Below are 25,343 nucleotides of genomic sequence, written 5' to 3' on the forward strand. Positions count from 1 at the left end.
GCGCCGTGATCCCGGTCAGCTCCGGGTCGGACTGTCGGTCCCGGCCGGGCCGGGCACCCGCTGCGCCGGTACGCCCGGCCGGTCCTCCGATCCGTCCGCTGATCCGTCGTCCGAGCCGTCCGCCGGCCGGTCGTCAGGAGTCTCGCCCGAGGACGGGTCGCCGGTGCGGTCCAGACGACGGTCCAGCAGTTGCATGACCGGGGTGGCCGCCACCCCGTGCACCACCACCGACACGACCACCACCAGCCCGGCCGTCGCCCAGAGCAGGTCGGCACCGGGGAAGTGCGCGTGCGTGCTGGCGTACCCGAGGTAGTAGAACGTGCCGACGCCACGGATGCCGAAGAACGCGATCACCCAGTGCTCGGCGGGCCGGCCCGGGGCACCGAGCAGCGAGAGCCGGCCGGTCAGCGGGCGCACCACGAAGATCAGTGCCAGCGCCAGCGCCACCGCCGGCCAGGTCAGCGGGGCGAACAGCCCGGTGACCACCGCACCGCCGAGGAGCAGCAGCAACAGCACGGTGAGCAGCCGTTCCACCTGCTCGGCGAAGTTGTGCAGCACCTGGTGATAATCGTGCGACCGCTCCGCCGCCCGGATCGCCCGCGCGGTGACGAAGACCGCGAGAAAGCCGTAGCCGCCGACCAGTTCGACCAGGCCGTACGAGAGGAAGGTGGCGGCCAGCGCGAGGAAGCCCTCCGAGTGCCGGGCGAGCCGCAGCCGCTCCGAACGGGCCCGGAAGAAGAGCTTGCCGAGCAGCCATCCCACCAGCAGCCCGCCGGCCACCCCGAGCAGGACCCGGTAGCCGACGTCCAGGGTCAGCCAGCGCGCCAGCCAGTCGCCGGGGGCCAGCCCGACCGTGGCGATCGTGATGGCGGCGTAGACGAACGGAAAGGCGAGGCCGTCGTTCAACCCGGCCTCGGCGGTCAGCGCGAACCGCACCTCGTCCTCGTTGTCCTCGACGTCGGTAGGCTCGCCGACCTGCACGTCGGAGGCGAGCACCGGATCGGTGGGCGCCAGCGCGGCGGCCAGCAGCAGTGCGGCGGCCGGCACCAACCCCAGCCACCACCAGCCGAGCAGCGCGACCGCAACGATGCAGAGCGGCATCGCGACCGCGAGCAGCCGCCACGTCGACGACCAGCGGCGGCGGCCGAACGGGCGGTCGATCTTCAGCCCGGCGCCCATCAGCGCCACGATCACGCCGATCTCGGTGAGCTGGGTGGTGATCTCGGCGTGGCCCGGCAGATCCGGCTCGGGCAGCCCGAGCGGAAGCAGGAACACCAGCATGCCGAGGCCGAGGAAGGCGATCGGCATGGAGAGCGGGCGCCGCTCCAGCACCCGGGGCAGGATGCCGGCGAGCAGCGCACCGAGGCCGATCAACGCGTACGAGGTAGCGGAGAAATCCACCCCGGCACCCTTTCCCCGCCGGAGTACTCCGCACGCCTACGGCGCGACGGTCAACGGCCCGGCCGCTTCTCGGCGCCGGCCGCAGCGGGGATCATCATCTCGAACCAGACCGTCGAGCCGCGTACCGTCGGATCGGTCCCCCAGGCGTCGCTGAGCTGCTCGATCAACCCGAGGCCCCGGCCCCGGCTGCTCAGCTTCTCGGTCCGGGCCCGGGTCACCGCGCCCCGGGTGCCGCTGTCGGCGACCGAGACCAGCAACCGCTCCGGACTGAGGTCGATCTCCACCCGGGCGGCGGTGCCGGCGTGCAGCAGCGCGTTGGTGGTCAGCTCGCTGGTGCAGAGCACCGCCGCACCGACCACCTGCTCCGGCACCCCCCAGAGGTTCAGTTGACCGGCCATCCAGTGCCGTACCCGGCCCGGTGCGGTCGGCTCCGCCGGCACCTCCATGCTCGCCGACCGGCTGGGCGTGCTCGCGTGCTCGACGGCGAGGACGGCGACGTCGTCCTCGGTGCTACCCGGCACCGCGCCGCTGGCCAGCGCGCAGAGCGTACGCGGGTCACCGGTCGCCGACCCGGCCACCGTGCCGGCCAGCGCCGCGAACCCGTCGGTCAGGCTCCGCTGCCGCCGCTCCACCACGCCGTCGCTGAACAGCAGCAGCGTGTCGCCCGGCGGAAAGTCCACGGTGACCGCCGTCCGCCGCCCGTGCAGCCCGAGCGGCACCCCGGGCGGCACCTCGACGTACCGGGCGGTGCCCGGCTGGCCGGGCGAGCCGCGCCGGACCAGCGGAGGTGGATGGCCGGCACTGGCGATGGTCAACCGCTCGGTCTCCGGCTCGATCAACCCGTAGACCACGGTGACGAAGAGCTCGTCGCTGTGCGCCTCCGCACTCAGGCTCGCCACCAGCCGGTCCAGCCCGGCGAGCACACCGACCGGGTCGGGGTCGCTCAGGGCCAGCGCCCGCAGTGCGGCGCGTACCTGCCCCATCAGCGCGGCGGCCTGCACGTCGTGCCCGGCCACGTCGCCGAGGACCACCGCCAACCGGCCGTCCGGCAGCGCGAAGGCGTCGTAGAAGTCGCCGCCGGCCGCGTTGCCGTCGACCCCGGCGTCGTAACGGGCGGCGATCCGCAGCAGCGGCAGGTCGGGCAGGTGCTCCGGCAGCATGCTGCGCTGGAGCAGTTGCGCCGTCCCGTGCTGGGTCTCGAACCGGCGGGCCCGATCGGCGGCCTGGGCCACCAGCTCCGCCGAGGCGGTCAGCAGGGCCCGCTCGGCCGGCGGCCAGCGGTGCGGCTGCCGGTAGCCGACGGTCAGCCCGCCGCGCAGCGTCGGCGTACGCAGCGGCAGCGCGGCCAGCGCCCGGATCTTCTCGTCGTGCCGGTCGACGGCGCTGTGCAGCAGAGGCTGGCCGTCCGTGGCGAAGCTCGGGGTACCGCTGTCGGCGGTCCGGACCAGCGGGGCGGGGGAGGTGGCCCCGTGCCGGCGCCACAGCGGGGGAAGCCGCTCGTCGGCCTCGTCCAGCACCTCGCCCCGGATCCGCCGGACCAGCCGCCAGCCACCGCCGTCGTCCACCCCGAACTCGACCTGGTCGGCCGCGAACGTCGAGAGTGCGTTGCGCAGCGTGACCCGGGCGACGTCGTCGAGGGTGAGTGTCCCGGCCAGCGCCGACGCCAGCTCGCCGAGACTCTGCAACCGCTGGGTGACCTGGGGTGCCTCGGCGGCGACCGTCAGCACCCCGACGGTGCCGCCGGTGGAATCCCGCACGGGTGAGTAGCCGCGGGTGAAGAGGGGATTTTCGCGGAACCCCGGTTCGTCGCGGAAGAGCGGCAGCGGGGCGTCCCGCTCCAGGAACGGCTCGCCGGTCCGGTAGACCCGCTCGATCACGTCGCCGACCCCCGGCAACTGCCACACCTCGGCGAAGACCTCCGCCGCCGGCCGGCCGAACGCCTGCGGATGCTTGGCCGGGATCAGCTCGGCGAAGCTGTCGTTGTAGACCAGCGCGAGCTGTGCGCCGTACGCCAGGGCCATCGGCACCGGGGCGGAGAGCACCAGATCGACGACCGCCCGCAGCGCGGGATCCCAGCGGCCCGGCGGACCCAGCGGGGTGTCCGACCAGCGGCGCTCGGCCGGCGGGCCGGCCGTGCCATCGGGAGTTGGCGGCGCGCCGGCGACGGTGGAGGGGAGCGCGGGTGACCGCCCGACCGTGCCTGGCATGCCAGCAGCCTAACCGGAGCCGCCGAATCCGCTCGTCGACTGGTCCGGTACGCCCGTTGTGCTGTGATCCCGCCCGCTTCGACGAGCCGTGCAGGGCGGGGGGTGAGGTGGTCGACCTAGCCGGCGTCCACCGGACGACGCCGCATCGCGTCGTCGGCCAGGATCACGGTGGCGACCATCAGCGAGACGCAGAGGCTGAACAGCCACGAGCTGTCGTCGACCAGGCGGGCGGAGACCGGCGCCTGCATCGCGGTGAGCAGGAAGGCGAGCCACGCGAGGCGACGCTGACGGACAGAAAGGAAACCAGGAGCCTGACGCATCCCGAAATTCTGCCCCGCCGGACGCCGATCGCCGGTCGTCCGTTCGGACGAAATCAGGGTACCTGTCCACTTGATCCGGCTCTGCGGGCCGGGCCGACGCTCCGGGACGGCCCGCCGGCACCTGCGCCGCCAGGCGCGATGGCCAGACGTCCAGCCGTCCGGCATGATCGGCGAGCGTGTCCACGTACTCCCGCCGCAGCGCGGGTCTCGCCGTGCTCGTCCTGGCCTATCTGGCCTTCGTCAGCCTCGGCCTCCCCGACGGCCTGCTCGGCGTCGGCTGGCCGTCGATCAGTGCCGAGCTGAGGTCGCCGACCGAGGCCGTCGGGCTGCTGCTCACCTCGGGTACGGTCGGCTACCTCGTCTCCAGCGTGGTGGCCGGGTTCAGCATCGCCCGGCTCGGCGTCGGCTGGCTGCTGGCCGGCAGCACCGCCCTGGCCTGCCTCGCGCTCGCCGGCTACGCCGCCGCGCCGGGGTTGCCGATCGTGATCGGCTGCGCGCTGCTGCTCGGCCTCGGCTCGGGAGCCGTCGACGCGGGGCTGAACGCGTACGCCGCCGATGCGTTCGGGCCGCGCCAGATGAACTGGCTGCACGCCTCCTTCGGGCTGGGCGTCGCCATCGGGCCGCTGGTGATGACCACCGTGATCGGCGCCGGGCTCGGCTGGCGCTGGGGGTACGGCATCCTGGCCGCCGCCCAGGCCGGGCTGGCGCTGGCCTTCGTGCTCACCGTCCGGACCTGGGAGCGCCGGCGCCCCGCCGCCGAGGCCGAAGACCCTGACCCCGCCCCGGCGGCCCCGGCCGGGCCGGTACGGATCGGCGCCACCCTGGCACTGCCGGCGGTCTGGTTCGGCGTCCTGACCTTCGCGGTGTACGTGGCGATCGAGGTCGGCGCCGGGCTCTGGGCCTTCCTGCTGCTCACCGAGGACCGTGGGATGAGCCCGACCGCCGCCGGCCTCTGCGTCTCGCTCTACTGGGGCAGCCTCTTCCTCGGCCGGGTCGTGCAGGGGTTCGTCGCCGAGCGGCTGGGCACCCGGACGGTGCTGCTCGGCAGCATGTACGCGATGGCGTTCGGCTCCGCGCTCGTCGCGGTGCCCGGACCGGGCTGGCTGGCGGTGGCCGGTCTCGCCGTCGTCGGGTTCGGCGCGGCGGCGGTCTTCCCGCTGCTCACCCTCACCACCGCCGAACGGGTGGGGCGGCAGCACGCGGACCGGACGATCGGGTTGCAGATCGGAGCGTCCGGGCTGGGCGGGGCGATCATCCCCGGCGCGATCGGCGTACTGATCGGGCGTACCTCGGTCGCGGTGCTCGGGCCGGCACTGGTCGTACTCTCGCTGGCCATGATCGCGCTGTACTGGGCGTCCAGCCGCCGGGCGGCCCGCCATCCCGTCCCGGCCGGCTGAACCGGGCTCAGTGCGGCCCGTTCCGCCCGGTGGTCGACGGCCGGTACCGGCGCTGCTCGTCGGTGCGCTGGTCGGCCTGCTCCTCGTCGTAGGGCCGGTCGGTGTCGTCCGCCGCCTCGCCGTGGCCGAACGCCGACTCCGCGCCCGCGTCGTTGCCGGTCACGTCGTCGACCTGCCCGTCGGGCGTCGACGTACCCATCGCCCTTTCCAACTCCTGTAGCGGCAACTGCTCCTCGTCGCGCCAGACGTGGCTGTCCCTGTCCGTCATACCTCTCGCCCTACCCGGCGCGCTCGGCGGGCAAACGCCGCCGATCCCGCCCGTACCCGCCGATGTGGGGACAGCATGGCGGTGGCCGCCGGAAAAGGGACGTACCCCTTCCGACGGCCACCGGACTCGTCGTTTCCGGGCCGGAGCTACGGCTGCGGCCGGGCGACCGCCCCGCGCCAGGCACCGGTCTCGGTGCCGCGCCGCTCGATGAACTCCTTGAAGCGGTTCAGGTCACCGGCGACCCGCCGGTCCACCATGCCGAGCTTGTCGCCGGCCTTCTCGGTGATCCCCTGCGGCTCGAACTCCATCTGCGCGGTGACCCGGGTGTGGTTCTCGTCGATCCGGTGGAAGGTCACCACACCGGCCTGCCGGGTGCCGTCGGTCGAGGTCCAGGCAACCCGCTCGTCGGGTAGCTGCTCGGTGATCCGGGCGTCGAACTCCCGGCTGACCCCGCCGATCTCGACCTTCCAGTGCGTCATCGTGTCCGAGATCTGCCGGACCTCCTGGACGCCCTCCATGAACTCCGGAAAGTCCTCGAACTGGGTCCACTGGTCGTACGCGGTCCGGATCGGTACCGCCACGTCGACGGACTTGGTCACGCCACTCATCTGGCTTCCTCCTTGTCGGTCGGTCGTCTGGGTCTGGTCGCTGCGTCGGTGAGCCCGGGGGTCATCACCAGCGGCGGGTCTCGTTCGGGTGTCCGAGTGCGGCCCACACCTCCGAGACGGTCTGGAACTGGGTACCCGGGGGCAGCCGGTCCAGTTCGGCCAGGATGTCGTCCGGCGCCTCGTTCTCCTCGGCGCTGCGGCGCAGGCCGTCCCGGTCACCGGGCAGCGCGGAGAGCGGGATGAACCGGCCGAGCCGGCTGCGCTGCTCGACCTCCTCCGAGGTCATCCCCTGCGGCACACCCGTGCGCGTGTCGTTGCCGGGCGCCCTGGTCAGGCCGGGCTGGTCCTCGCCGGCCGGCTCGGGGTCGCGCCACTCCTCCGCGCGTCCGCCGACCGAGCCCTGCACCGCACCCTGCACCTCCCGGTCCATCTGCTCGTCCAGGCGGGGGCCGTGCTTGCTGTTCCCACGTTCCATGTCTGATGCGCTACCCGAGGGGAATCGCGCTAAACGGGATCCGGGTACGTCAAGCGTCGTCCGCCGGCGACCTGGGCGGTAGCGCGGGCTCCACCGGGTCCTCGGCGCCGCCCTGGCGGGCCCGGCCGCGCTGCACCTCGGCGTTGATCTCCACCCCGAGCATCACCGCGCAGTTGGAGAGGTAGAGCCAGACCAGGAAGGCGATGATCGCGCCGAGGCTGCCGTAGGTGACGTCGTAGGAGTCGAAGCGGGAGACGTAGAAGCCGAAGCCGGCCGAGACGACGGCCCAGGAGGCGAGGGCGACGGTGCCGCCGACGGTGAGCCAGCGGAACCTGGGCTGCCGCACGTTCGGGGCGATCCAGAACAGCAGCGAGAGCAGCAGCATCATGATGGCGACCAGGACCGGCCACTTGGCGACCGTCCAGGCGGTCCGGGGCGCGTCACCGAGCCCCAGCGCGTCGCCGACCGCGTCGGTGACCGGGCCGCTCACGATCAGCCCGGCGGCCACCACCGCGAGCAGTACCAGCGCGATCGCGGTCAGCCCGAGTTGCAGCGGACGGAGCAGGTAGAACGGCCGACCCTCGGCGACCCCGTAGATGGCGTTGGAGGCCCGGGTGAACGCGCCGACGTAGCCGGAGGCCGACCAGAGTGCGGCCACCACACCGAAGCCGAGCAGTACCTTGGCCGACCCCTGGCTCTCCACGACGTCCCGCAGCACGTTCAGGACCCCTTCGTTGGCGACCACCGAGCCGGCACCGACGTCCGCGGCGAGTCCGGCGATGGTGTCGATGGTCTGCTCTCCGTTGGAGACCAGGCCGACCAGCGCGACGATCACGATCGCGGAGGGGAAGAGCGCCAGTACCCCGTAGTAGGTCAGCGCGGCGGCCCAGTCGGCGCAGTTGTCCGCCAGGAAGCTTCGGACGCTGCGGAACAGTACGCCCCGCCAGGTCGACCAGTGCAACTGGCGCAGTTGACCCGGGAGGTGGCGGTCCCGCTCGGGTGCCGCGGGGACCGGTTCGGTGGTCGACGCCATGTTCGCCCCCTAGTCGGCGGGGCCGGCCGGGCTCGCGGTCGCGCCCCGGCGGGTTGCGCTGCCCGGTACCCCGGGCGGGAAATGGACAAACTCTGCGGCGCCGCAGAGCAGGCCCGGGGCTGCCACGTGCCCGGGTTTGCCGACGGTGGCTCGGGAAACCGAACCAGGGAGACGAACAACGATCCGGAGGAGGAAGATCATGCCCGGACGCGAGGTTCTGCCCAGTACCCTGCGACGCTCGCCGCAGAAGGCCCAGGACACCTGGGCGAAGACCCACGACTCGGCGGTCGAGACGTACGGCGAGGGGCAGCGGTCGCACCGGACCGCGTTCGCCGCGCTCAAGCACTCGTTCGAGAAGGTCGGCGACCACTGGGAGCCGAAGGGGCGCAAGGGCCCGAGCGACGAGCAGGCGGCCGGCGGTGGACCGGCGCGGCGCGCACCGACCGCCGGTGGCGTGGACGCCAACGCCCCGAAGGAGCACCTGATGGACCTGGCCAAGCGGCTCGACGTCAAGGGCCGGTCCCGGATGACCAAGGCCGAGCTGGTCGACGCGATCCAGAAGGCGAACAACCGGAAGACCACCGCGTCCCGCGGGCGGGAGAAGGCGCGCAACCGCCGGTGACCCGCCGCCGCAGCCGTCGCTGGCCCCGGGCGCTTGGCTGCCCGGGGTCAGCCGGATGCGCAGGTCAGCCAGGGTAGGGGTGGGGCGGGGTGTGCGGGCGGCTCACCACCGGCCGCCGTCCCCGCCCGGCCCCTCGATGTGCACCACCTTGGTGACGGTCAGCTCGTCGAGCAGCTCCGGGCCGTACCCGAAGCCCTGACCGCTGCCGCCCCGGGGCTCGGCGGCCCCGCCCGGTGCGCCGCCGAAGACGGCGTTGATCTTCACGGTGCCGACCGGGAGTTCCCGCCAGGCCCGCTGCGCGTGGTTCATCGACCCGGTGAGCACCGTCGCCGCCAGCCCGTACGGCGAGTACGACGCCCTGGACAGCGCCTCGTCGAACGAGTCCACCACCATCACCGGGGCGACCGGACCGAACGTCTCCTCCCGCATCACCGCCATCTGGTCGGTGCACTCGGCCAGTACGGTCGGCGGGTAGAAGGAACCTGGTCCGTCCGGAACGGTACCGCCGGTCAGCACGGTGGCGCCGTCCGCGACCGCGGCCCGGACCTGCCCGTGCACCTGGTCGCGGTGCCGCCGGTCGACCAGCGGCCCGAGTTCGGTGATCGGGTCGCGCCCCGGCCCCGACCGCAGCGCCTCGGCCCGCTCCACCAGGGCGGCGAGGAACCGGGTCGACACCGGCCGGAGCACATAGATCCGCTCCACCGCGACGCAGAGCTGCCCGGCGTTGGCGAAGGCACCGGTCGCGGCCTGTTCGGCCGCCCAGAGCGGATCGACGTCGCCGTCGACGATCAGCGGGTCGCTGCCGCCGTTCTCCAGCAGGGCCTTGGCGCCGGAGCGGGCGCAGGCGGCGGCGATCGACCGGCCGGTGGCGGTCGAACCGACGTGCGCGACCACGTCGACCTCCTGCCCGGCGAGCGCGGCGCCCACCTCGGCGCCGCCGGTCAGCAGCGACAGCACCCCGGAGGGCAGGTGCTCGTCGAGCAGTCGGGCGAGCAGCCAACCGCTGGCCGTGCTCCGCTCGCTCGGCTTGTAGACGACGGTGTTCCCGGTGGCCAGCGCCGCGCCGAGCAGGCCGCAGGAGACCGCGACCGGGTCGTTCCACGGCGTGACGACGGCGACCACGCCGCGCGGCTGCGGCACCATCAGGTCGATCGCCTCGGCGTCGCCGCCGAGGGTGCGGCCGCCGCGCACGGGGGCGAGTTCGGCGTACTGACGCAGCGTCGACACCCCCGCCTGGACCCCGGCACGGGCGGCGGCCAGCGGCCGGCCCATCTCGGCGGTCTCCGCCTCGGCGAGCCGGTCGGCGGACGCCTCGATCGCGTCGGCGGCGAGACGCAGCGCGGCCGCCCGGTCGGCGGGTGAGGTCCGGGCCCACCGGGGAGCCATCGCCCGGGCCGCCTTGACCGTCGCCTCGACCTCGGCCGCGGTCGCCACCGGTACCCGGCTGACCGGGGTACCGTCGGCCGGGTCGACCACGGTCAACCATCCGGCGTCGCCGCTGCCGTCCCAGACTCCGGCGATGAGTTGCTGCACCTGATACATGGAGCGCAGTTTGCCCCGGTCCGGGCGGTCCAAACTATCCCGCCGCACCCGTAACCGGGCGCCTCGTCGGTCCGAGACAGTGGCGGGGCGACCAGGGTGGGCCGGGATAGGGTGCTCGGGTGACGGTGCTCGGGGACACCGCCGACGCGGTCGTCGTCGGAGCGGGGCACAACGGCCTGGTCGCGGCGAACCTGCTCGCGGACGCCGGGTGGGACGTGCTGGTGCTGGAGGCGACCGGCGAGCCGGGCGGAGCGGTCCGGTCGGCCGAGGTGACCGCCCCGGGCTATCTCAGCGACCTCTACAGCGCCTTCTACCCGCTCGGCTACGCCTCGCCGGTGCTGCGCCGCCTCCGGCTGGACGAGCACGGCCTGGTGTGGCGGCACGCGCCGGACGTGCTGGCGCACCTGTTCCCGGACGACGGTGCCGTGCTGCTCAACCGCGACCCCGAGGTCACCGCCGCCTCCGTGGCGCGGTTCGGCGAGGGTGACGGCGAGCGGTGGCTCGACGCGTACGCGCAGTGGCGGCAGATCTCCGCGCCCCTGCTCGACGCGCTCTTCAGCCCCTTCCCACCGGTACGCGGCGGCCTGGCGCTCGCCCGCCGGCTGCGTACCGCCGGGATGCTGCGGCTGGCCCGCCGGCTGGTGCTGCCCAGCTCCCGGCTCGGGGCGGAACTCTTCGCCGGCTCGGGTGGGCCGGCCCTGCTGACCGGCTGCGCGTTGCACACCGACCTCGCCCCGGACGAGCCCGGCTCCGGGGTGTACGGCTGGCTGTTGGCCATGCTCGGGCAGCAGGTGGGCTGGCCGGTACCGGTCGGCGGGGCGGGGCGGATCACCGACGCGCTGCTGGCCCGGCTGCGCGAGCGGGGCGGCCGGGTGCGGACCGGCACTCCGGTCGACCGGGTACTGGTGGCCCGGAACCGGGCCGTCGGGGTCCGCTCGGCCGACGGCCTGCTGTGGCGGGCCCGCCGTGCGGTACTGGCCGACGTGCCGGCCCCGGCGCTCTTCCTCGACCTGGTCGGGGCGGAGCGGCTGCCGCCCCGGCTGGTGGCGGATCTGGCGCACTTCCGCTGGGACGGCTCCACGGTCAAAGTGGACTGGGCGCTGACCGGGCCGGTGCCGTGGCGGGACCCGGCGGTCGCCGGTGCCGGCACCGTACATCTCGGCGGCGACCTCGCCGACCTGCGCCGGTACGCGGCCGCGCTGCACCAGGACGAGTTGCCGGCCGACCCGTTCGTGCTGGCCGGGCAGATGACGGTGGCGGACCCGAGCCGCTCACCGGCCGGTACCGGGTCGCTCTGGGCCTACACCCACCTGCCGTTCCGGCGGAACTGGCGGGCGGAGGAGGTCGGCACGCACGTCGAGCGGATCGAGGCGGTGCTGGAACGGGCCGCACCCGGCTTCGGCCGGCTGGTCAGGGCCCGGCACGTGGCCGGGCCGGCCGAGTTGGCGAGCGGCAATCCCAGCCTGGTCGGCGGCGCGGTGGGCGGCGGTACGGCCGCCGCCTACCAGCAACTCTTCCTCCGCCCGGTGCCCGGGCTGGGCCGGGCGGACACCCCGGTCGACCGGCTCTTCCTGGCCAGCGCGTCGGCGCATCCGGGCGCCGGGGTGCACGGCGGCCCCGGCGCGAACGCCGCCCGGGCGGCACTCGCCAGGGACCGTGCCCTGACCGGCCAGGCGTACGCCGCCGTGCTCGCCCGGGCGCAGCGCGCCGTCTACGCCTGACCCGCGCCGTTCGTCTGGCCCGCGCCGTTCGCCTGGCCCGTGCCGTTCGCTTGACCCGTGCCGTTCGCCTGGCCCGCGCGGCTCGCGCTCGGCCGAGGTCGGCTGCGCTTGGCCGGTGTCGGCGACGGCACCTTGTCGGTGGGACCGGTTACCTCAGATCCGGCGGGCTTGGTCGCCTCGGTGACCTGCGCCGGCTCGGCGGCCGCCGTTCCCTCCGTGGCCTCGGCCGGCTTCGCGGCCTTGACGGCCTTCGTGGCCTTCACCGACTTCGTGGCCTTTGCTGCCTTGGTCGCCGCTGCCTTGGTCGCCGTCGCCTTGGTCGCCGTCGCCTTGGTGGCCGCTGCCTTGGTGGCCTTTGCCGGCCGCCTGGTCCTTGCCGGCTTCGTGGCCTCGACCAGTTCCGTGGCTTCGGTCGGCTTCGTGACCTCGACCAGTTCCGTGGCTTCGGTCGGCTTCGTGGCCTCGACCAGTTCCGTGGCTTCGACCAGTTCCGCAACTTCAGCCGGCTTCGTGGCCTCGACCAGCTCTGCGGCTTCGGTCGGCTTCGTGGCCTCCGGCGACTCAGTCAGCTCGCTCGGCTCCGGCTCCGGCTCCTTCATCGGCTCCGGCACCGGCACCTGGTCCGACGACGGCACCCTCACCGACTCCCGGACCTCGTCAGACACCGTGATCTCGCTGGACGCGGGGACCTCGTCCGGCTGCGGGATCTCGTTCGGCTGCGGGACCTCGTGCGGCTGCGGGACCTCGTGCGGCACCGGAAGCTCGCCCGTGCGGGGAGCCCCCGGCAACCGGGTGATGTTGCGGTGCCGACCGCGCAGCTTGAACGGCATCAGCGCGCTTTCGATCTTGGTCGCGGTGGTCATCTTCGAGTCGCCGTCCAGGCGCTCCTGGAACCGGATCGGCACCTCGAGGATGGTGTGACCGAGCTTGGTGGCCAGGTAGTGCATCTCGACCTGGAAGCTGTAGCCGTTGGACTGCACCCGGTGCAGGCCGATGTCACGCAGCGCGTCCGCCCGCCAAATCTTGAAGCCGGCGGTCAGGTCCCGGATCCGCACCTGGAGCAGCGTGTGCACGTAGAAGTTGGCCCAACCGCTGAGCGCTCGGCGGTACAGCGGCCACGCCTCGTCGAGCTGGCCGCCGGGGACGTACCGGGAGCCGATCACCACACCGGCCCGGGTGGAGAGCAGCGAACCGAGCATCCCGGGCAGCGCCTCCGGCGGGTGGGACAGGTCCGCGTCCATCTGCGCCACGTACTCCGCACCGGCCTCCAAGGCCCGGGTCATCCCGTCGACGTACGCCCGTCCGAGCCCCTCCTTGCCCGCCCGGTGCACCACCTGGATCCGCTCCGGGTGCTCGATCGCGAGCTTGTCCGCCACCTCGCCGGTGCCGTCCGGGGAATTGTCGTCGGCGACGAGGATGTGCAGCCCGGGCAGCGGAAGCGCGAGCAGTCGCTCGACCAGCACAGGCAGGTTCCCCGCCTCGTTGTAGGTGGGGACGACGACGGTCAGGCGAACGTCCCGCCAGGGAGAGGGCAGCTGTACGGGTTCGATCATCGGGGCATCCTCGGTTGGCCGACAGCGGTCAAGGGCAAAGCCTAACTTGACGTAGCGCGCGGGCCACAACACGGGCCGGGGAGGGGAAAACCGGCCCGTACCTCGGTGAACGCCGTACGGGTGGCCGGAAAAACCGATGTAGGGCCCGGGTAACGGTTCGGGCTCTGGATAGCGGCGAGCCGCCCGGGGTATGCCGACCGGTGACGACGACCGGGCTGCGCCGCAGGCCCGACGGGGACGTCGGACGGGTCGGCCGCGCCCGTCCGGCCGGGGCGAATTGATGTTTACTTCTCCTGCCCCCGGGAACCCGCCGGCCGTGCGCAACGACCAGGTCGACCCGCATCAGTGCAGGTCAGGGGCACCGCACGGTGGCCCGGCCGGGGTGTGGGCCAGGGCCGGCCTGTTCGACGCGGTGCTCTTCGACCGGGACGGCACGCTGGTGTACGACGTGCCGTACAACGGGGATCCGAGCCTGGTCCGACCGATGCCGGGCGCCCGGGAGGCGCTCGACCGGCTGCGTGCCGCAGGGCTGCGGTTGGGGGTGGTGACGAACCAGTCCGGGGTGGCCCGCGGCCGGTTCAGTTCCGCCGATCTGGCCCGGGTGAACGCCCGGGTCGACGAGCTTCTGGGCCCCTTCGACACCTGGCAGGTCTGCCCGCACGCCGAACCGGCGCCGGGTGAGCGGGGCTGCCGTTGCCGCAAGCCGGCACCCGGAATGGTCTGGGGCGCGGCCCGCGCGCTCGGTACCGAACCCACCCGCTGCGTACTGGTCGGCGACATCGGCGCCGACATGACCGCGGCCGGTGCGGCCGGGGCGAGCGGCGTACTGGTACCGACCCCGGCGACCCGGCCGGACGAGGTCGCCGCCGCTCCGGCGGTCGCCGGTGACCTGCGCGGTGCGGTCGACCTGATCCTGCGCCGGCACCGCTCCGCCCTGGCCGGCCCGACTGCGGGCGTCCCGCGTCGACGCCCCCGCTGCGTGCTGGTGGCCCGGCCGGACTCGGCCGGCGACGTACTCGTGACCGGCCCGGCGATCCGGGCCGTCGCGGCCGGGGCGGACCGGGTGGTGCTGCTCTGCGGGCCGCGTGGCCGGGCCGCCGCCGAACTGCTGCCCGGGGTCGACGAGCTGGTCGAGTGGCGGCTGCCCTGGATCGACCCGGAACCGGGTCCGGTCGACCGGGCCGAGGTGGACCGGCTGGCCGCCCGGCTCGCCGCGACCGGTGCCGAGGAGGCGGTGCTCTTCACCTCCTTCCACCAGTCCGCGCTGCCGCTCGCCCTGGTGCTGCGGATGGCCGGGGTGGACCGGATCGCGGCGATCAGCCCGGACTATCCGGGCTCGCTGCTCGACGTGCGGCACCGGGTGTCGCCGGGGATCCCCGAGGCCGAGCGGGCGCTCTCGCTGGCGGCGGCGGCCGGCTTCGTGCTGCCGCCAGGGGACGAGCCGGTACTGCGGCTGCGCGCCGGGGCTGACGCGCCTGCCGCCGACGGTGCGCTGCCCGACCCGGGGTACGTCGTGCTGCACCCCGGTTCGTCGGTGCGGGCCCGGGCCTGTCCACCCGAACTCTGTGCCGAGATCGTCGCGGCGCTGACCGGTGCCGGGCACCGGGTGGTGGTGACCGGCGGCCCCGGTGAGCGGACCCTGACCGCCCGGGTCGCCGGGGGTACCGGGATCGACCTGGGCGGGCAGACCTCGCTGACCGGGCTGGCCGCGATCATCGCCCGGGCGGGTTGCCTGGTCGTCGGCAACACCGGGCCGGCACACCTGGCCGCCGCGCTCGGCGTACCGGTGGTGAGCCTCTTCGCCCCGACCGTCCCGTTCGGACAGTGGGGGCCGTACCGGGTGCCGACCGTACGCCTCGGTGCCGCCGCCGCCGGCTGCCGGCACACCCGGGCCACCACCTGTCCGGTACCCGGGCATCCGTGCCTGTCCGGCATCGAGCCGGGCGAGGTGGTCGAGGCGGTCCGGCTGCTCGGCGCAGCGCCGACCGCACCACCGCCGGTGGCCGCGCTGCCGCCCCTGACCCCGGCGCTGGCCGGCGTCGAGGAGGTGCGGCCGTGAACATCCTGCTCTGGCACGTGCACGGCTCCTGGACCACCGCCTTCGTGCACGGCAAGCACCGCTACCTCGTCCCGGTCACCCCGGACCGCTGCCCCTACGGCCTGGGCCGGGCCCGCACCTACCAGTGGCCGGACACCGTCGACGAGGTGACCCCGGAGGAGCTGGCCGGTGCCGACGTCGACCTGGTGATCCTGCAACGCCCGGAGGAGATCGACCTGGTGGCGCGCTGGCTGGGCCGACAGGTCGGCCGGGACCTGCCGGCAGTCTTCGTCGAGCACAACACCCCGAAAGAGGGGAACGTGCCGAACAGCCGGCACCCGCTGGCCGACCGGGACGACCTGCTGATCGCACACGTGACGCACTTCAACGCGCTGTACTGGGACACCGGCGGCACCCGGACCACCGTCGTCGAGCACGGCATCGTCGCACCCACCGCGCAGTACACCGGTGAACTCGACCGGCTCGCCGTGGTGGTCAACGAGCCGGTACGCCGCTGGCGGGTCACCGGCACCGACCTGCTGCCCCGCTTCGCCGAGATCGCCCCGCTGGACGTCTTCGGCATGGGCGTGGCCGGGCTGCCCGACCGGTTGGGACTGCCCGCCGACCGGCTCGCCGTCTACGACGACCTGCCGCAGGGCCGGATGCAGGCGGAGATCGCCCGGCGGCGGGCGTACCTACACCTGTGCCGATGGACGTCGCTGGGACTGAGCCTGATCGAGGCGATGGCCATGGGCATGCCGGTGGTGGTACTCGCCGCCACCGAGGCGGTCGAGGCGGTACCGCCGGAGGCGGGTGCGCTCTCCACCCGGCTCGACACCCTGCTGGCGGCCACCCGGCAGCTCGTGCAGGAGCCCGACACCGCCCGCCAGCTCGGCGGACAGGCCCGCGAGGTCGCGCAGGCCCGGTACGGCCTGGACCGGTTCCTGACCGACTGGGACCGGTTGCTGGAGGAGGAACTATGCGCGTTGCGATGATCTCCGAGCACGCCAGCCCGCTCGCGGTACTCGGCGGCGAGGACGCCGGCGGGCAGAACACGCACGTCGCCGAACTCTCCGCCGCGCTCGCCGACGCCGGCCACGAGGTGCGGGTCTACACCCGGCGGGACAGTGCCGACGCGCCGGAGGTGGTACGGCTGCGCGACGGCGTCGAGGTGGTGCACGTACCGGCCGGTCCACCGCACCCGATCGCCAAGGACGAGCTGCTGCCGTACATGAAGGATTTCAGCCGCTGGCTGGTGGCGCGCTGGCGCGGCGACGAGTGGGTGCCGGACGTCGCGCACGCGCACTTCTGGATGAGCGGGCTGGCCGGGATCGCCGCCGGCCGGCAGACCGGGATCCCGGTGGTGCAGACCTACCACGCGCTCGGCACGGTGAAGCGGCGGCACCAGGGGGCCGCCGACACCAGCCCGGCGCGCCGGGTCGGCTACGAGCGGGCGCTGGGCCGGGCGGTCGACCGGGTCATCGCGCAGAGCCAGGACGAGGTCCGCGAGCTGGTCCGGATGGGCGTACCGCAGGCCCGGGTGACGGTGATCCCGTCCGGGGTCAACGACACGACCTTCTCGCCCGACGGCCCGTCCGTGCCCCGGGTGCCCGGCCGGCCCCGGATCCTCACCGTCGGCCGGCTGGTGGAGCGGAAGGGCTACCAGGACGTGATCCGGGCGATGCCGATGGTCCCGGAGGCCGAGTGCGTGGTGGTCGGCGGGCCGCCGCCCGGCGAGGTCGACGACGACCCCCAGGTCCGCCGGCTGCGGGCACTCGCCGACGAGGTCGGGGTTGCCGACCGGGTACGCCTGATCGGCGCCGTCCCGCGCGAGCAGATGCCCTACTGGTACCGCTCGGCGGACGTACTGGTCGCCGCCCCCTGGTACGAGCCGTTCGGGTTGACCCCGCTGGAGGCGATGGCCTGCGGGGTGCCGGTCGTCGGTACCGCCGTCGGCGGGCTCACCGACACGGTCGCGGACGGGAAGACCGGCGACCTGGTGCCGCCGCGTGATCCGGAGGCGCTCGGCACCGCGGTCCGGGACCTGCTCGCCGACCGGGTACGCCGGTACGGGTACGCCGCCGCCGCGCTGGACCGGGCCCGCCGCTGGTACTCCTGGACCCGGACGGCCGACCAGATCGCGGCCGTCTACACGGCGGTCAGCGAGGTGCGCCGGCCGAGCGGGGTGGTCGCCGGATGACCGCGTCGATGGAGGTGCTGGACAGCCACCTGGCCGGGCTCGCCTCCGCACTGCTGCCGTACCGGACCGAGGCCGCCCGGCTGGCCCGCTGGGGCGACGAGCTGGCCCGGCTGCTCGCCGGCGGTGGTCGGGTCCTGGTCGCCGGCAACGGTGGCAGCGCGGCCGAGGCGCAGCACCTCGCCGCCGAGCTGGTCGGCAAGCTGCGCGACGACCGGGCCCCGCTGTCGGCGATCGCGCTCTGCGCCGAGACCTCCTCGCTGACCGCGATCGGCAACGACTACGGCTTCGACGAGGTCTTCGCCCGGCAGGTGCGCGCGCACGGCCGCCCCGACGACGTGCTGCTGCTCCTCTCCACCAGTGGGCGCAGCGCCAACCTGGTCCGGGCGGCCCGGGCCGGCCGGGAGCTGGGGATGCGCTGCTGGGCGCTGACCGGCCCGACGCCGAACCCGCTCGCCGACGCCTGCACCGAGGTGCTCGCCGTACCCTGCCCGGACAGCCAGGTGGTGCAGGAACTCCACCTGGTGTCGGCGCACGTGCTCTGCGCCTACGTCGACGCGTACCTGCCGGTGCCGTTCGGTCCGGCCAGTGTCGGCCCGGCACCGGCGGTGGCCAGCGTGGCGGCGTCGCCGCCGGGTACCGGTCCCGGCCGGTCGGCCGGCGCCACCCCGGTACGCCCCTCCGGGGTCGAGGACGAACTGGTGCTGCGGGTGCCCGGCACGCTCCGGCCGGCCGGCTCCGAGGAGGCGCCGTGACCGGGCGGATCGTGGTCGTCGGCGACACGCTGCTCGACCGGGACGTGGAGGGCGTGGTGAACCGGCTCTGCCCGGACTCGCCCGTGCCGGTGCTGGACGAGAACAACAGCGTCGACCGGCCGGGCGGCGCCGGGCTGGCCGCGCTCTTCGCCATCGGACGCGGCTACGAGGTCGCCCTGGTCACCGCGCTCGCCGACGACGAGGGAGGCGCCCGGCTGAGCCACCTGCTCACCGCCGCCGGGGTGCAGGTCTACGGGCTGCCGCTGCCCGGGGCGACGCCGGAGAAGATCCGGTTGCGTACCCGGGGCCGGGTGCTGCTCCGGCACGACCGGGGTGGGCCGGCCGGACCGCCCGGCGAGCCGAGCGAGGCCGTACTCGACCTGTTGGCCGGGGCGGCCGGGATCCTGGTCAGCGACTACGGCCGGGGCGTGGCCCGGCTGTCGGCCCTGCGTACCGCACTGGCCGGCACCGCCGCCCCGATCGTCTGGGACCCGCATCCGCGTGGCCCGGCGGCGGTACCCGGCGTCCGGCTGGCCACCCCGAACGAGGTGGAGGCCCGGGAGCTGGCCGGGGTGGCGACCGGCGGCTCCCGGCTGGTCGGCGCGGCGCGGTCCGCCCAGACGCTGCGCCAGCGCTGGCGGGTCGGTGCGGTGGTGGTGACGATGGGCGGCGAGGGCGCGCTGCTCTGCCATGCCGGGTCGACGCCACTGGTGGTGCCGCCACCGACCTGCGCCGACGGCGACACCTGCGGTGCCGGTGACCGGTTCGCCGCCGCCGCCACCGTGGCACTGGCCGCCGGGGCGCTGGTCTCCGAGGCGGTGCAGCAGGCCGTGGCGGAGGCGTCCGGGTACGTGGCGGCGGGCGGGGTGGCGAGTGCCGTACCGGCGGCTCCGGCCCGGGGCGCGACGGTGCGTACCGGAGCGGGGTCGGCCTCCGGCGGGCCCGGCGCGGCACCCGACGGTCCCCGGCCGACGCCCGCTCCGACGGCAGGTCCGACGCCCGCACCGACGGCAGGTCCGAGGCCGGACGGCGCACGGGCGGTACCCGACGGGCCGGTCCCGGTGGCTCCCGGCGACGGTGCCGGTGCGGTGGGGCGGCCCGGTGCGGTGGGGCGGAACCGGCCCGGCGGTGCCCACCAGCTGGACACCGTGCCGATCACGGCGGTCGACTGGAGTGACCGGATCGGCCCCCGGGCCGCCGGTGAGGTGGTCGCCCGGGTCCGGGCGGCCGGCGGCACGGTCGTGGCCACCGGCGGCTGCTTCGACCTGCTGCACGCGGGGCACGTCGCCACCCTGGAGGCGGCCCGTCAGCTCGGCGACTGCCTGGTGGTCTGCGTCAACTCCGACGACAGCGTCGCCGGTCTCAAGGGTCCGGACCGGCCCCTGGTCCGGCACGCCGACCGGGCCCGGCTGCTGGCCGCGCTCGGCTGCGTGGACGCGGTGGTCGTCTTCGACGAGTCGACCCCGCACGCGGCGCTGGCCTGGCTGCGGCCGGACATCTGGGTCAAGGGTGGCGACTACGGCACCGGTGCCGACGGCCCGGACCTGCCGGAGGCCGAGATCATGCACCGCTGGGGCGGCCACACCGTGGTGGTGCCCTATCTGGACGGGCGCTCCACCACCGGGATGATCGCGGCGGCCAGGGCCGACCGCCGACCGGTGGGACGGACCCGGTGAGCGGCGGTCTCGACGGGGCCGGTGGCGCCCTGTCCGGTCGGCCCGGTGACCTCTCGTCGGCCACCGGTGCCGCCGCCGCTGCCGGCGCCCTCGGCGGTGCGGTGCTGGTCAGCGGCGGGTCCAGCGGGCTCGGCGCGGCGGTGGTCGCCGCGATCGCCAACTCGGGCGGACGACCACTGGTGCTCGACCGGCAGCCGCCGGTCGCCCCCACCCCGTGGCTGCACTGCGACCTCGCCGACACCCGGGCCGCCGAGGCGGCCACCCGGGAACTCGCCGAGCAGGCCGGCGGGCTGGCCGGGGTGGTGACCGCCGCCGGAGTCGACGTACCGGGGCGGCTCGGCGAGGTGCCGGCGGAGACCTGGGAACGGGTGGTGGCGGTCGACCTGCTGGCCACCGCCGCGGTGATCCGGGCCGCGCTGCCCTATCTGGAACGCTCGCGCGGCACCGTGGTCACCGTCGCCTCGACCCTCGGCGTCAAGGCGGTCGGGGACGCGACCGCGTACTGCGCGGCCAAGTTCGGGGTGGTCGGCTTCACCCGGGCACTCGCCGCCGAACTGGCCGGCACGGTCGGGGTGACACTGCTGGTGCCGGGCGGGATGCGTACGGCCTTCTTCGACGAGCGCGACCCGCAGTACCGGCCGGGTGCCGACGCGGTACTCAACGACCCGGCGCACGTCGCCGACGCCGTACTCTTCGCCCTGCGCCAGCCGCCCGGATGCGCCATCCGGGAGATGGTGGTCTGCGCCGACCGGGAAACGTCCTATCCGTGATCCTGGTGCTGCGGGCGCTCGGGGTGGGTGATCTGGCGACGGCGGTGCCGGCGCTGCGCGGGCTGCGCGCCGCGTTTCCGGAGCACACCCTGACGGTGGCCGCCCCGGACTGGCTCACCCCGCTGGTGGAGCTGGTCGGCGACGTGGACAACGTGTTGCCGACCGACGGGCTGGACCCGGTCGACTGGGCCGGGCCGGCACCGTACTGGGCGGTCAACCTGCACGGCCGGGGACCGCAGTCGCACCGGCTGCTCGCCTCCGCCGGTCCGGAGCGGCTCTGCGGCTATCACTGCGCCGAGGCCGGCCACCTCGACGGCCCGGCCTGGTGGGCGGAGGAGCACGAGGTACGCCGCTGGTGCCGGCTGCTGCACTGGTACGGCGTCGAGTGCGACCCGGACGACCTGGACCTGCGCCGCCCGGCGCCCCGGCGGGTGCCGGTCGGGGTGACCGTCGTGCACCCCGGCGGCAAGGGCAGCGCGCGCCGCTGGTCGGCGGAACGGTTCGGCACCCTGGCCCGGGAACTGACCCGGGCCGGGCACCGGGTGGTGGTGACCGGTTCACCGGACGAGCGGGATCTGGCGCGGCGGGTGGCGGCCGGGGCCGGACTGCCGAACACGGCGGTACTCGCCGGCCGGCTCACCCTGGTCGAGCTGGCCACCGTGGTCGCGCACGCCCGCCTGGTGCTGAGTACCGACACCGGCGTTGCGCACCTGGCCACCGCGTACCGGACGCCGTCGGTGGTGCTGTTCGGGCCGATCCGGCCGCAGCTCTGGGGACCGCCGCCGGACCGGCCCTGGCACCGGGCCCTGCACCGGACGGTAGGTCCCGACGGGGCCTGGCAGCCGGACGACGACTCACGGATCCATCCGGCGCTCGCCGCGATCGGGGTGGACGAGGTGCTGGGGGCGGCCGGTGAGGTCGACCGGGTGGGGCGGGGCAGCCGTGCGGTTGCGGCGTAGCGACCTGTCCGCCCCGGGCTACGGGCGGCGCCGGCACGGTCGCGGCGTGGTCTTCCTGGACACGCAGGGGCGGCCGATCCGGGACCGGGACGAGTTGACCCGGCTCCGTGAGCTGGTGATCCCGCCCGCCTGGAAGGACGTCTGGATCTGCCCGCACCCGGCCGGGCACATCCAGGCGGTCGGCACCGACGCGGCCGGACGCCGGCAGTACCTCTACCACCCGACCTGGCGGGTACGGCGGGACCAGGCGAAGTTCGACCACGTGCTGGAGGTCGCCGGCCGGCTGCCGGTACTGCGGGAACAGGTCTGCGCCGACCTGGCCGGGCGGGGTCTGCGCCGTCCCCGGGTGCTGGCGACAGTGGCCCGGCTGCTCGACATGGGCACCTTCCGGGTCGGCAGCGACCAGTACGCGGCCGGCGACGACCCGACGTTCGGGGTCGCCACGCTCCGGCCCGAGCACACGCGTACCCGGCACGGCGCGGTGGTCTTCGAGTTTCCGGCCAAGGGCGGCATCGACCAGGTGTGCCGGATCGACGACACCGAGGCGTGCCGGGTGCTGCGGGAGCTGCGTCGACGGCGGCGTGCCGCCCAGCGGCTCTTCGGCTACTGGGACGGCCGGAGCTGGCGGGACGTGCGCAGCGACGAGGTGAACGACTACCTGCGGACAGCCAGCGGGGGCGAGATGACGGCGAAGGACTTCCGCACCTGGCACGCCACGCTGTGGGCGTCCCGGGCGCTCGCCGAGGCGGGTCCGCAGCGGTCGGTGACCGCCCGGCGCCGGGTGATCGCCGAGGCGATGCGCCGGGTCTCCGGCCGGCTCGGCAACACCCCGGCGGTGGCGCGGGCGTCCTACGTGGACCCTCGTCTGATCGACCTCTACCAGAACGGGACGGTCGCCGAGGTGACCCCGGGGAGCACCGACGCCGACGCCGAACGCGCCGTACTGGCGCTGCTCGCCAAGTGACGGATCCGCCGCCCCGCACCACTCGTCAGCCGCCGCCCGCAGCTGGCGCCGCGCTGCCGGGTTCCGTGGACTCACCTGTGCCTCAGAGGCGCTACCGGTCGGTCGTAGCGCCTCTGAGGTACAGGTGAGCGCTGGCCGTCAGGCGTCGTCGAGCAGCCAGCCGGGCAAGCGGGCGATCAGGTCGTCCGGGTGACCTGGGAGCAGCGACCGCACCCCGTAACCCTGCCGGCTAAGGGGCGCTGTCGCTGTCGCAGTGGCTCAGTCGTTGAGTACGTGCGCCAGCTCGTCCCGGAACCGCCGCTCCTTCTCGGTCACCTCGTCGCCGCCGAGGCCGAGTACCCCGCCGGTCGACGCGGCGGTCACCACCTGCTCGGCGATGGTCAGCAGCCAGTGCCGGTACGCCCCGGCCTCGCCCTCGGAAACCCTGCCGGCGAGCAGCTTCGACGCGCTCTGCGCCCGGCTCAGCACGTCGGCGATCATCGCCTTCGGGTCGTCCGGCTCGATCGCCGGCAGTTCCTCGCCCACCTCCGGGTCGCCGATCCGGGTGATCAGCTCTCCGGCGACGGCGGCGACCAGCGGGCTGGCCGACTCCCGTCCGGCGGCGATGCTCTCCAACCCGGCGGCGTTCTCCGATCGGGTCCGGCGGCTGCCGTCCGACTCCGCGGCGCTGGCCGCGGTCAGTACCGACTGCGGCAGGCCGACGAGCAGGCCCCACTCGTCGTCGGAGAATCCGAACTCACTCGCGTATAGCGGTTGCTCGGTCACGGCAACCTCCCTCCAGTCCAGAACAAACCATCACATCCCACGGCACGGCGTGGCCGAGGGCAAACCGAATCGCCGTACGGAACGGGCGGCGTTCCGGTGCCGCCCTGTGATCCGTACCCCAGCCGGCCGTGGATCAGTCGTCGACCGGCTCCAGCAGGCCCTGCTCGCTGACCACCGGCACCGAGAGGGTCTTGTAGCCCACCTCGTCGAAGAGCACGGTCATCCGGTCCTCCTCGTAGCTGAGCACCATTCCGGAGCCCCACTCGGTGTGCCGGACCGCGCTGTGTACCGGAAAGGGCTCGTCGGTCCTGGCGGCCCGCCCGCCCCGCCGGCCGTGATCGCCCGGAGACGCGCCGCCGCCGGCCGATGCGGTGTCGGGCAACCCGGCGTGGCAGTTGTCGCAGTGCCCACAGGGTTTGGGCAGCCGCTCACCGAAGTACGCCAGCAGGAACTGTCCCCGGCAGCTCCGGGTCTCGGCGAAGGCCCGCATCATGTCGGTACGCGACCGCTGCACCGTCTGCTGCCGTTCCGCCTCGGCCAGTGCGGCGCTGGCCGCGTCGACGGGCTTCGGGGCGTACCGGGGACTGCCGAGCCGGTTGTCCGGCCGGGTGTCGGCGGCACCGACCTGCTCCAGCAGGGCGAGGAGTTGGCCGAGCTTGCGGGCGCCGAGCCCGGTCCGCTCGCGCAGCGCGGTCCGGGTGGTGGGCCCGTCCCGGAGCAGTGCGGCGAGGTCGCGCAGCTCCTCGGGGTCCGGGGCGCCGCCGGTGAAGTAGCGGCGCAGTCCGACGTCCTCGGCCCGCCAGAGCAGCAGCGCGCGGGCCGGTTCGTTGTCCCGACCGGCCCGGCCGATCTCCTGGAGGTAGCTGTCCGGCGCGTCCGGCAGCGCCATGTGCGCCACCCAGCGGATGTTGGGCTTGTCGATGCCCATCCCGAACGCCGACGTGGCGACCATGATCGGCACCCGGTCGGCGAGGAAGTCCTCGTGCAGTTCCTCGCGGGCGCCGGCCGGCATCCCGCCGTGGTAGTACTTCGCCGGGAAGTCGGCCTCGGTGAGTCGTTCGGCCAGCTCCTCGGCGGCTCGCCGGGTCGGCACGTAGACGATCCCGGGACGGGACTCGGCGCGGAGCAGCGCGAGCAGCCGCCGCCACCGGTAGTCCTCGGTGGCGCAGTTCGCCACCTCCAGGAAGAGGTTGGCCCGGTCCAGCCCGGAGACCACCACCCGGGGCTTGCGCAGGCCGAGCCGGCCGATGATGTCGTCCCGGACCGGCGGGGAGGCGGTGGCGGTCAGCGCGACCACCGGCGGGCGGCCCAGCTCCCGGATCAGGTGTCCCAGGGCCAGGTAGTCGGGGCGGAAGTCGTGGCCCCAGGCGGAGATGCAGTGCGCCTCGTCGACCGCGACCAGGGCCGGGCGCAGCGCGCGTACCTCGGCGAGCCGGTCCGGGTTGCTGAGCTGTTCGGGGGTGGTGAAGAGGAATCGGGCCCGGCCGGTCCGGATCTCGTCCAGGGCGGCGGCCTGCTGCCCGGCGCTCTCCGCCGAGCTGATCCGCACCGCCCGCAGCTCCGGCTGGCCACGGTCGTTGAGCGCGGCGATCTGGTCCTGCTGAAGGGCCAGCAGGGGTGAGATCACCACCGTCGGTCCGGTCAGCAGCGTCGCCGGTACCTGGTAGACGGCCGATTTTCCGGCCCCGGTCGGGAGTACGACGAGAGCGTCCCGGCGGCGCATCACCGCACGCATCGCCGTGAGCTGGTCGGGGCGCAACGATCGCCAGCCGAACCGGTGCCGGGCGGCACGACGGAGCCGGGTGGCGTGCAGGGGTGGCAGCTTCATCGGTCGCCGGAGGTACCCCGGGGGCCCCGGCCCGAAACGGCGCGGGCGGCCGGGAGGGGCCTACCGGCGGCCGAACATCGAGCGGAGGGCGGCGACCAGCAGCACGGTGCCGAGGATGGCGCCCACGAGCCGGACGCCGGGGATGTCGAACCAGCTCGTCTCCTCGGCGGCGAGCAGCTGCTGCGGCAGCTCGACGAGGCGCGACGCGGTCTCCGCGATGCTGGACTGCATGCCAGCACTCTCG

22 protein-coding genes and 1 pseudogene are annotated in these 25,343 nt (G+C 74.5%); 11 read left to right on the top strand and 12 right to left on the bottom strand.

Going from position 1 to position 25,343, the window contains the following annotated elements; genetic code table 11:
- Window positions 1–15: 15 nt before the first annotated feature.
- The 3 genes from V1634_RS24885 to V1634_RS24895 form a co-directional block, all read right to left on the bottom strand.
- A complete protein-coding gene (locus V1634_RS24885) occupies window positions 16–1,401 on the bottom strand; it encodes a cation:proton antiporter (RefSeq protein ID WP_331210307.1) in 1,386 nt (461 codons plus the stop codon).
- A 50-nt stretch (window positions 1,402–1,451) separates the two neighbouring features.
- The gene (locus V1634_RS24890; protein ID WP_331210308.1) at window positions 1,452–3,608 is read right to left on the bottom strand and encodes an ATP-binding SpoIIE family protein phosphatase; all 2,157 of its coding nucleotides are present in this window, start codon (window positions 3,606–3,608) and stop codon (window positions 1,452–1,454) included.
- Window positions 3,609–3,724: 116 nt separating this feature from the next.
- Window positions 3,725–3,928: a hypothetical protein gene (locus V1634_RS24895; RefSeq protein ID WP_331210309.1), complete on the bottom strand. Its 204-nt coding sequence runs from the start codon at window positions 3,926–3,928 to the stop codon at window positions 3,725–3,727.
- Window positions 3,929–4,104: 176 nt separating this feature from the next.
- Between V1634_RS24895 and V1634_RS24900 the strand changes: the two genes are divergently transcribed.
- Window positions 4,105–5,325, top strand: a complete 1,221-nt coding sequence (locus tag V1634_RS24900; RefSeq protein WP_331210310.1) for an MFS transporter — start codon at window positions 4,105–4,107, stop codon at window positions 5,323–5,325.
- Between the two features lie 7 nt (window positions 5,326–5,332).
- On the opposite strand, the gene V1634_RS24905 is transcribed toward V1634_RS24900, so the two are convergent.
- The 4 genes from V1634_RS24905 to V1634_RS24920 all read right to left on the bottom strand — a co-directional run bounded on the left by V1634_RS24905 (window position 5,333) and on the right by V1634_RS24920 (window position 7,709).
- Window positions 5,333–5,593 (bottom strand): hypothetical protein, encoded by a 261-nt coding sequence (locus V1634_RS24905; RefSeq protein WP_331210311.1) that lies wholly within the window; start codon window positions 5,591–5,593, stop codon window positions 5,333–5,335.
- Window positions 5,594–5,739: 146 nt separating this feature from the next.
- A complete protein-coding gene (locus tag V1634_RS24910; RefSeq protein WP_331210312.1) occupies window positions 5,740–6,201 on the bottom strand; it encodes an SRPBCC family protein in 462 nt (153 codons plus the stop codon).
- Between the two features lie 64 nt (window positions 6,202–6,265).
- A complete protein-coding gene (locus tag V1634_RS24915; RefSeq protein WP_331210313.1) occupies window positions 6,266–6,676 on the bottom strand; it encodes a DUF2795 domain-containing protein in 411 nt (136 codons plus the stop codon).
- Window positions 6,677–6,725: 49 nt separating this feature from the next.
- The gene (locus tag V1634_RS24920; RefSeq protein WP_331210314.1) at window positions 6,726–7,709 is read right to left on the bottom strand and encodes a YihY/virulence factor BrkB family protein; all 984 of its coding nucleotides are present in this window, start codon (window positions 7,707–7,709) and stop codon (window positions 6,726–6,728) included.
- Between the two features lie 199 nt (window positions 7,710–7,908).
- Between V1634_RS24920 and V1634_RS24925 the strand changes: the two genes are divergently transcribed.
- Window positions 7,909–8,331 carry a ChaB family protein gene (locus V1634_RS24925; protein WP_331210315.1) on the top strand — a complete coding sequence of 141 codons (423 nt, stop codon included), beginning with the start codon at window positions 7,909–7,911 and terminating at the stop codon, window positions 8,329–8,331.
- A 102-nt stretch (window positions 8,332–8,433) separates the two neighbouring features.
- Here the strand turns inward: V1634_RS24925 and V1634_RS24930 are convergent, their stop codons facing one another.
- Window positions 8,434–9,873, bottom strand: coding sequence for an aldehyde dehydrogenase family protein (locus tag V1634_RS24930; RefSeq protein WP_331210316.1), 1,440 nt, complete (start codon window positions 9,871–9,873; stop codon window positions 8,434–8,436).
- Between the two features lie 119 nt (window positions 9,874–9,992).
- Here V1634_RS24930 and V1634_RS24935 point away from each other — a divergent pair, with 119 nt between their 5' ends.
- Window positions 9,993–11,594, top strand: a complete 1,602-nt coding sequence (locus V1634_RS24935) for a phytoene desaturase family protein (protein ID WP_331210317.1) — start codon at window positions 9,993–9,995, stop codon at window positions 11,592–11,594.
- A gap of 788 nt (window positions 11,595–12,382) precedes the next feature.
- On the opposite strand, the pseudogene V1634_RS24940 reads toward V1634_RS24935, so the two are convergent.
- A pseudogene (locus V1634_RS24940) lies at window positions 12,383–13,147 on the bottom strand (polyprenol monophosphomannose synthase); the annotation flags it as partial.
- 280 nt (window positions 13,148–13,427) lie between these two features.
- On the opposite strand from V1634_RS24940, the gene V1634_RS24945 reads away from it, so the two are divergent.
- The 8 genes from V1634_RS24945 (at window position 13,428) to V1634_RS24980 (ending at window position 22,506) form a co-directional block, all read left to right on the top strand.
- On the top strand, window positions 13,428–15,206 hold the full coding sequence (locus tag V1634_RS24945) for an HAD-IIIA family hydrolase (protein WP_407951846.1): 1,779 nt from the start codon (window positions 13,428–13,430) through the stop codon (window positions 15,204–15,206).
- Window positions 15,203–16,180, top strand: a complete 978-nt coding sequence (locus tag V1634_RS24950) for a glycosyltransferase (protein WP_331210319.1) — start codon at window positions 15,203–15,205, stop codon at window positions 16,178–16,180. Before V1634_RS24945 ends, V1634_RS24950 begins: the two co-directional genes overlap by 4 nt.
- Window positions 16,165–17,385 carry a glycosyltransferase gene (locus V1634_RS24955; protein WP_331210320.1) on the top strand — a complete coding sequence of 407 codons (1,221 nt, stop codon included), beginning with the start codon at window positions 16,165–16,167 and terminating at the stop codon, window positions 17,383–17,385. The genes V1634_RS24950 and V1634_RS24955 overlap by 16 nt, the downstream gene beginning before the upstream one ends.
- Complete coding sequence (locus V1634_RS24960) at window positions 17,382–18,137, top strand: D-sedoheptulose-7-phosphate isomerase (protein ID WP_331210321.1); 756 nt, start codon at window positions 17,382–17,384, stop codon at window positions 18,135–18,137. Before V1634_RS24955 ends, V1634_RS24960 begins: the two co-directional genes overlap by 4 nt.
- A gap of 11 nt (window positions 18,138–18,148) precedes the next feature.
- On the top strand, window positions 18,149–19,813 hold the full coding sequence (locus V1634_RS24965; protein WP_407951847.1) for a PfkB family carbohydrate kinase: 1,665 nt from the start codon (window positions 18,149–18,151) through the stop codon (window positions 19,811–19,813).
- A gap of 101 nt (window positions 19,814–19,914) precedes the next feature.
- Complete coding sequence (locus V1634_RS24970) at window positions 19,915–20,583, top strand: SDR family oxidoreductase (RefSeq protein ID WP_331210368.1); 669 nt, start codon at window positions 19,915–19,917, stop codon at window positions 20,581–20,583.
- On the top strand, window positions 20,580–21,542 hold the full coding sequence (locus V1634_RS24975) for a glycosyltransferase family 9 protein (RefSeq protein WP_331210323.1): 963 nt from the start codon (window positions 20,580–20,582) through the stop codon (window positions 21,540–21,542). The genes V1634_RS24970 and V1634_RS24975 overlap by 4 nt, the downstream gene beginning before the upstream one ends.
- On the top strand, window positions 21,526–22,506 hold the full coding sequence (locus tag V1634_RS24980; protein WP_331210324.1) for a DNA topoisomerase IB: 981 nt from the start codon (window positions 21,526–21,528) through the stop codon (window positions 22,504–22,506). Before V1634_RS24975 ends, V1634_RS24980 begins: the two co-directional genes overlap by 17 nt.
- Window positions 22,507–22,764: 258 nt before the next feature.
- Here the strand turns inward: V1634_RS24980 and V1634_RS24985 are convergent, their stop codons facing one another.
- The 3 genes from V1634_RS24985 to V1634_RS24995 form a co-directional block, all read right to left on the bottom strand.
- A complete protein-coding gene (locus V1634_RS24985) occupies window positions 22,765–23,271 on the bottom strand; it encodes a hypothetical protein (RefSeq protein ID WP_331210325.1) in 507 nt (168 codons plus the stop codon).
- 133 nt (window positions 23,272–23,404) lie between these two features.
- Complete coding sequence (locus V1634_RS24990; RefSeq protein ID WP_331210326.1) at window positions 23,405–25,099, bottom strand: RecQ family ATP-dependent DNA helicase; 1,695 nt, start codon at window positions 25,097–25,099, stop codon at window positions 23,405–23,407.
- A gap of 60 nt (window positions 25,100–25,159) precedes the next feature.
- Window positions 25,160–25,330, bottom strand: a complete 171-nt coding sequence (locus tag V1634_RS24995) for a hypothetical protein (RefSeq protein ID WP_331210376.1) — start codon at window positions 25,328–25,330, stop codon at window positions 25,160–25,162.
- Window positions 25,331–25,343: the final 13 nt, after the last annotated feature.

The organism is Plantactinospora veratri, assembly GCF_036421995.1.
In the GTDB taxonomy this organism is placed as follows: domain Bacteria; phylum Actinomycetota; class Actinomycetes; order Mycobacteriales; family Micromonosporaceae; genus Plantactinospora; species Plantactinospora veratri.

Coding starts and splice junctions, on each gene's coding strand:
- V1634_RS24890 (WP_331210308.1), bottom strand. CDS start 3,608: ATGCCAGGCACGGTCGGGCGGTCACCCGCGCTCCCCTCCACCGTCGCC.
- V1634_RS24895 (WP_331210309.1), bottom strand. CDS start 3,928: ATGCGTCAGGCTCCTGGTTTCCTTTCTGTCCGTCAGCGTCGCCTCGCG.
- V1634_RS24905 (WP_331210311.1), bottom strand. CDS start 5,593: ATGACGGACAGGGACAGCCACGTCTGGCGCGACGAGGAGCAGTTGCCG.
- V1634_RS24910 (WP_331210312.1), bottom strand. CDS start 6,201: ATGAGTGGCGTGACCAAGTCCGTCGACGTGGCGGTACCGATCCGGACC.
- V1634_RS24915 (WP_331210313.1), bottom strand. CDS start 6,676: ATGGAACGTGGGAACAGCAAGCACGGCCCCCGCCTGGACGAGCAGATG.
- V1634_RS24920 (WP_331210314.1), bottom strand. CDS start 7,709: ATGGCGTCGACCACCGAACCGGTCCCCGCGGCACCCGAGCGGGACCGC.
- V1634_RS24925 (WP_331210315.1), top strand. CDS start 7,909: ATGCCCGGACGCGAGGTTCTGCCCAGTACCCTGCGACGCTCGCCGCAG.
- V1634_RS24930 (WP_331210316.1), bottom strand. CDS start 9,873: ATGTATCAGGTGCAGCAACTCATCGCCGGAGTCTGGGACGGCAGCGGC.
- V1634_RS24945 (WP_407951846.1), top strand. CDS start 13,428: ATGTTTACTTCTCCTGCCCCCGGGAACCCGCCGGCCGTGCGCAACGAC.
- V1634_RS24955 (WP_331210320.1), top strand. CDS start 16,165: ATGCGCGTTGCGATGATCTCCGAGCACGCCAGCCCGCTCGCGGTACTC.
- V1634_RS24960 (WP_331210321.1), top strand. CDS start 17,382: ATGACCGCGTCGATGGAGGTGCTGGACAGCCACCTGGCCGGGCTCGCC.
- V1634_RS24990 (WP_331210326.1), bottom strand. CDS start 25,099: ATGAAGCTGCCACCCCTGCACGCCACCCGGCTCCGTCGTGCCGCCCGG.
- V1634_RS24995 (WP_331210376.1), bottom strand. CDS start 25,330: ATGCAGTCCAGCATCGCGGAGACCGCGTCGCGCCTCGTCGAGCTGCCG.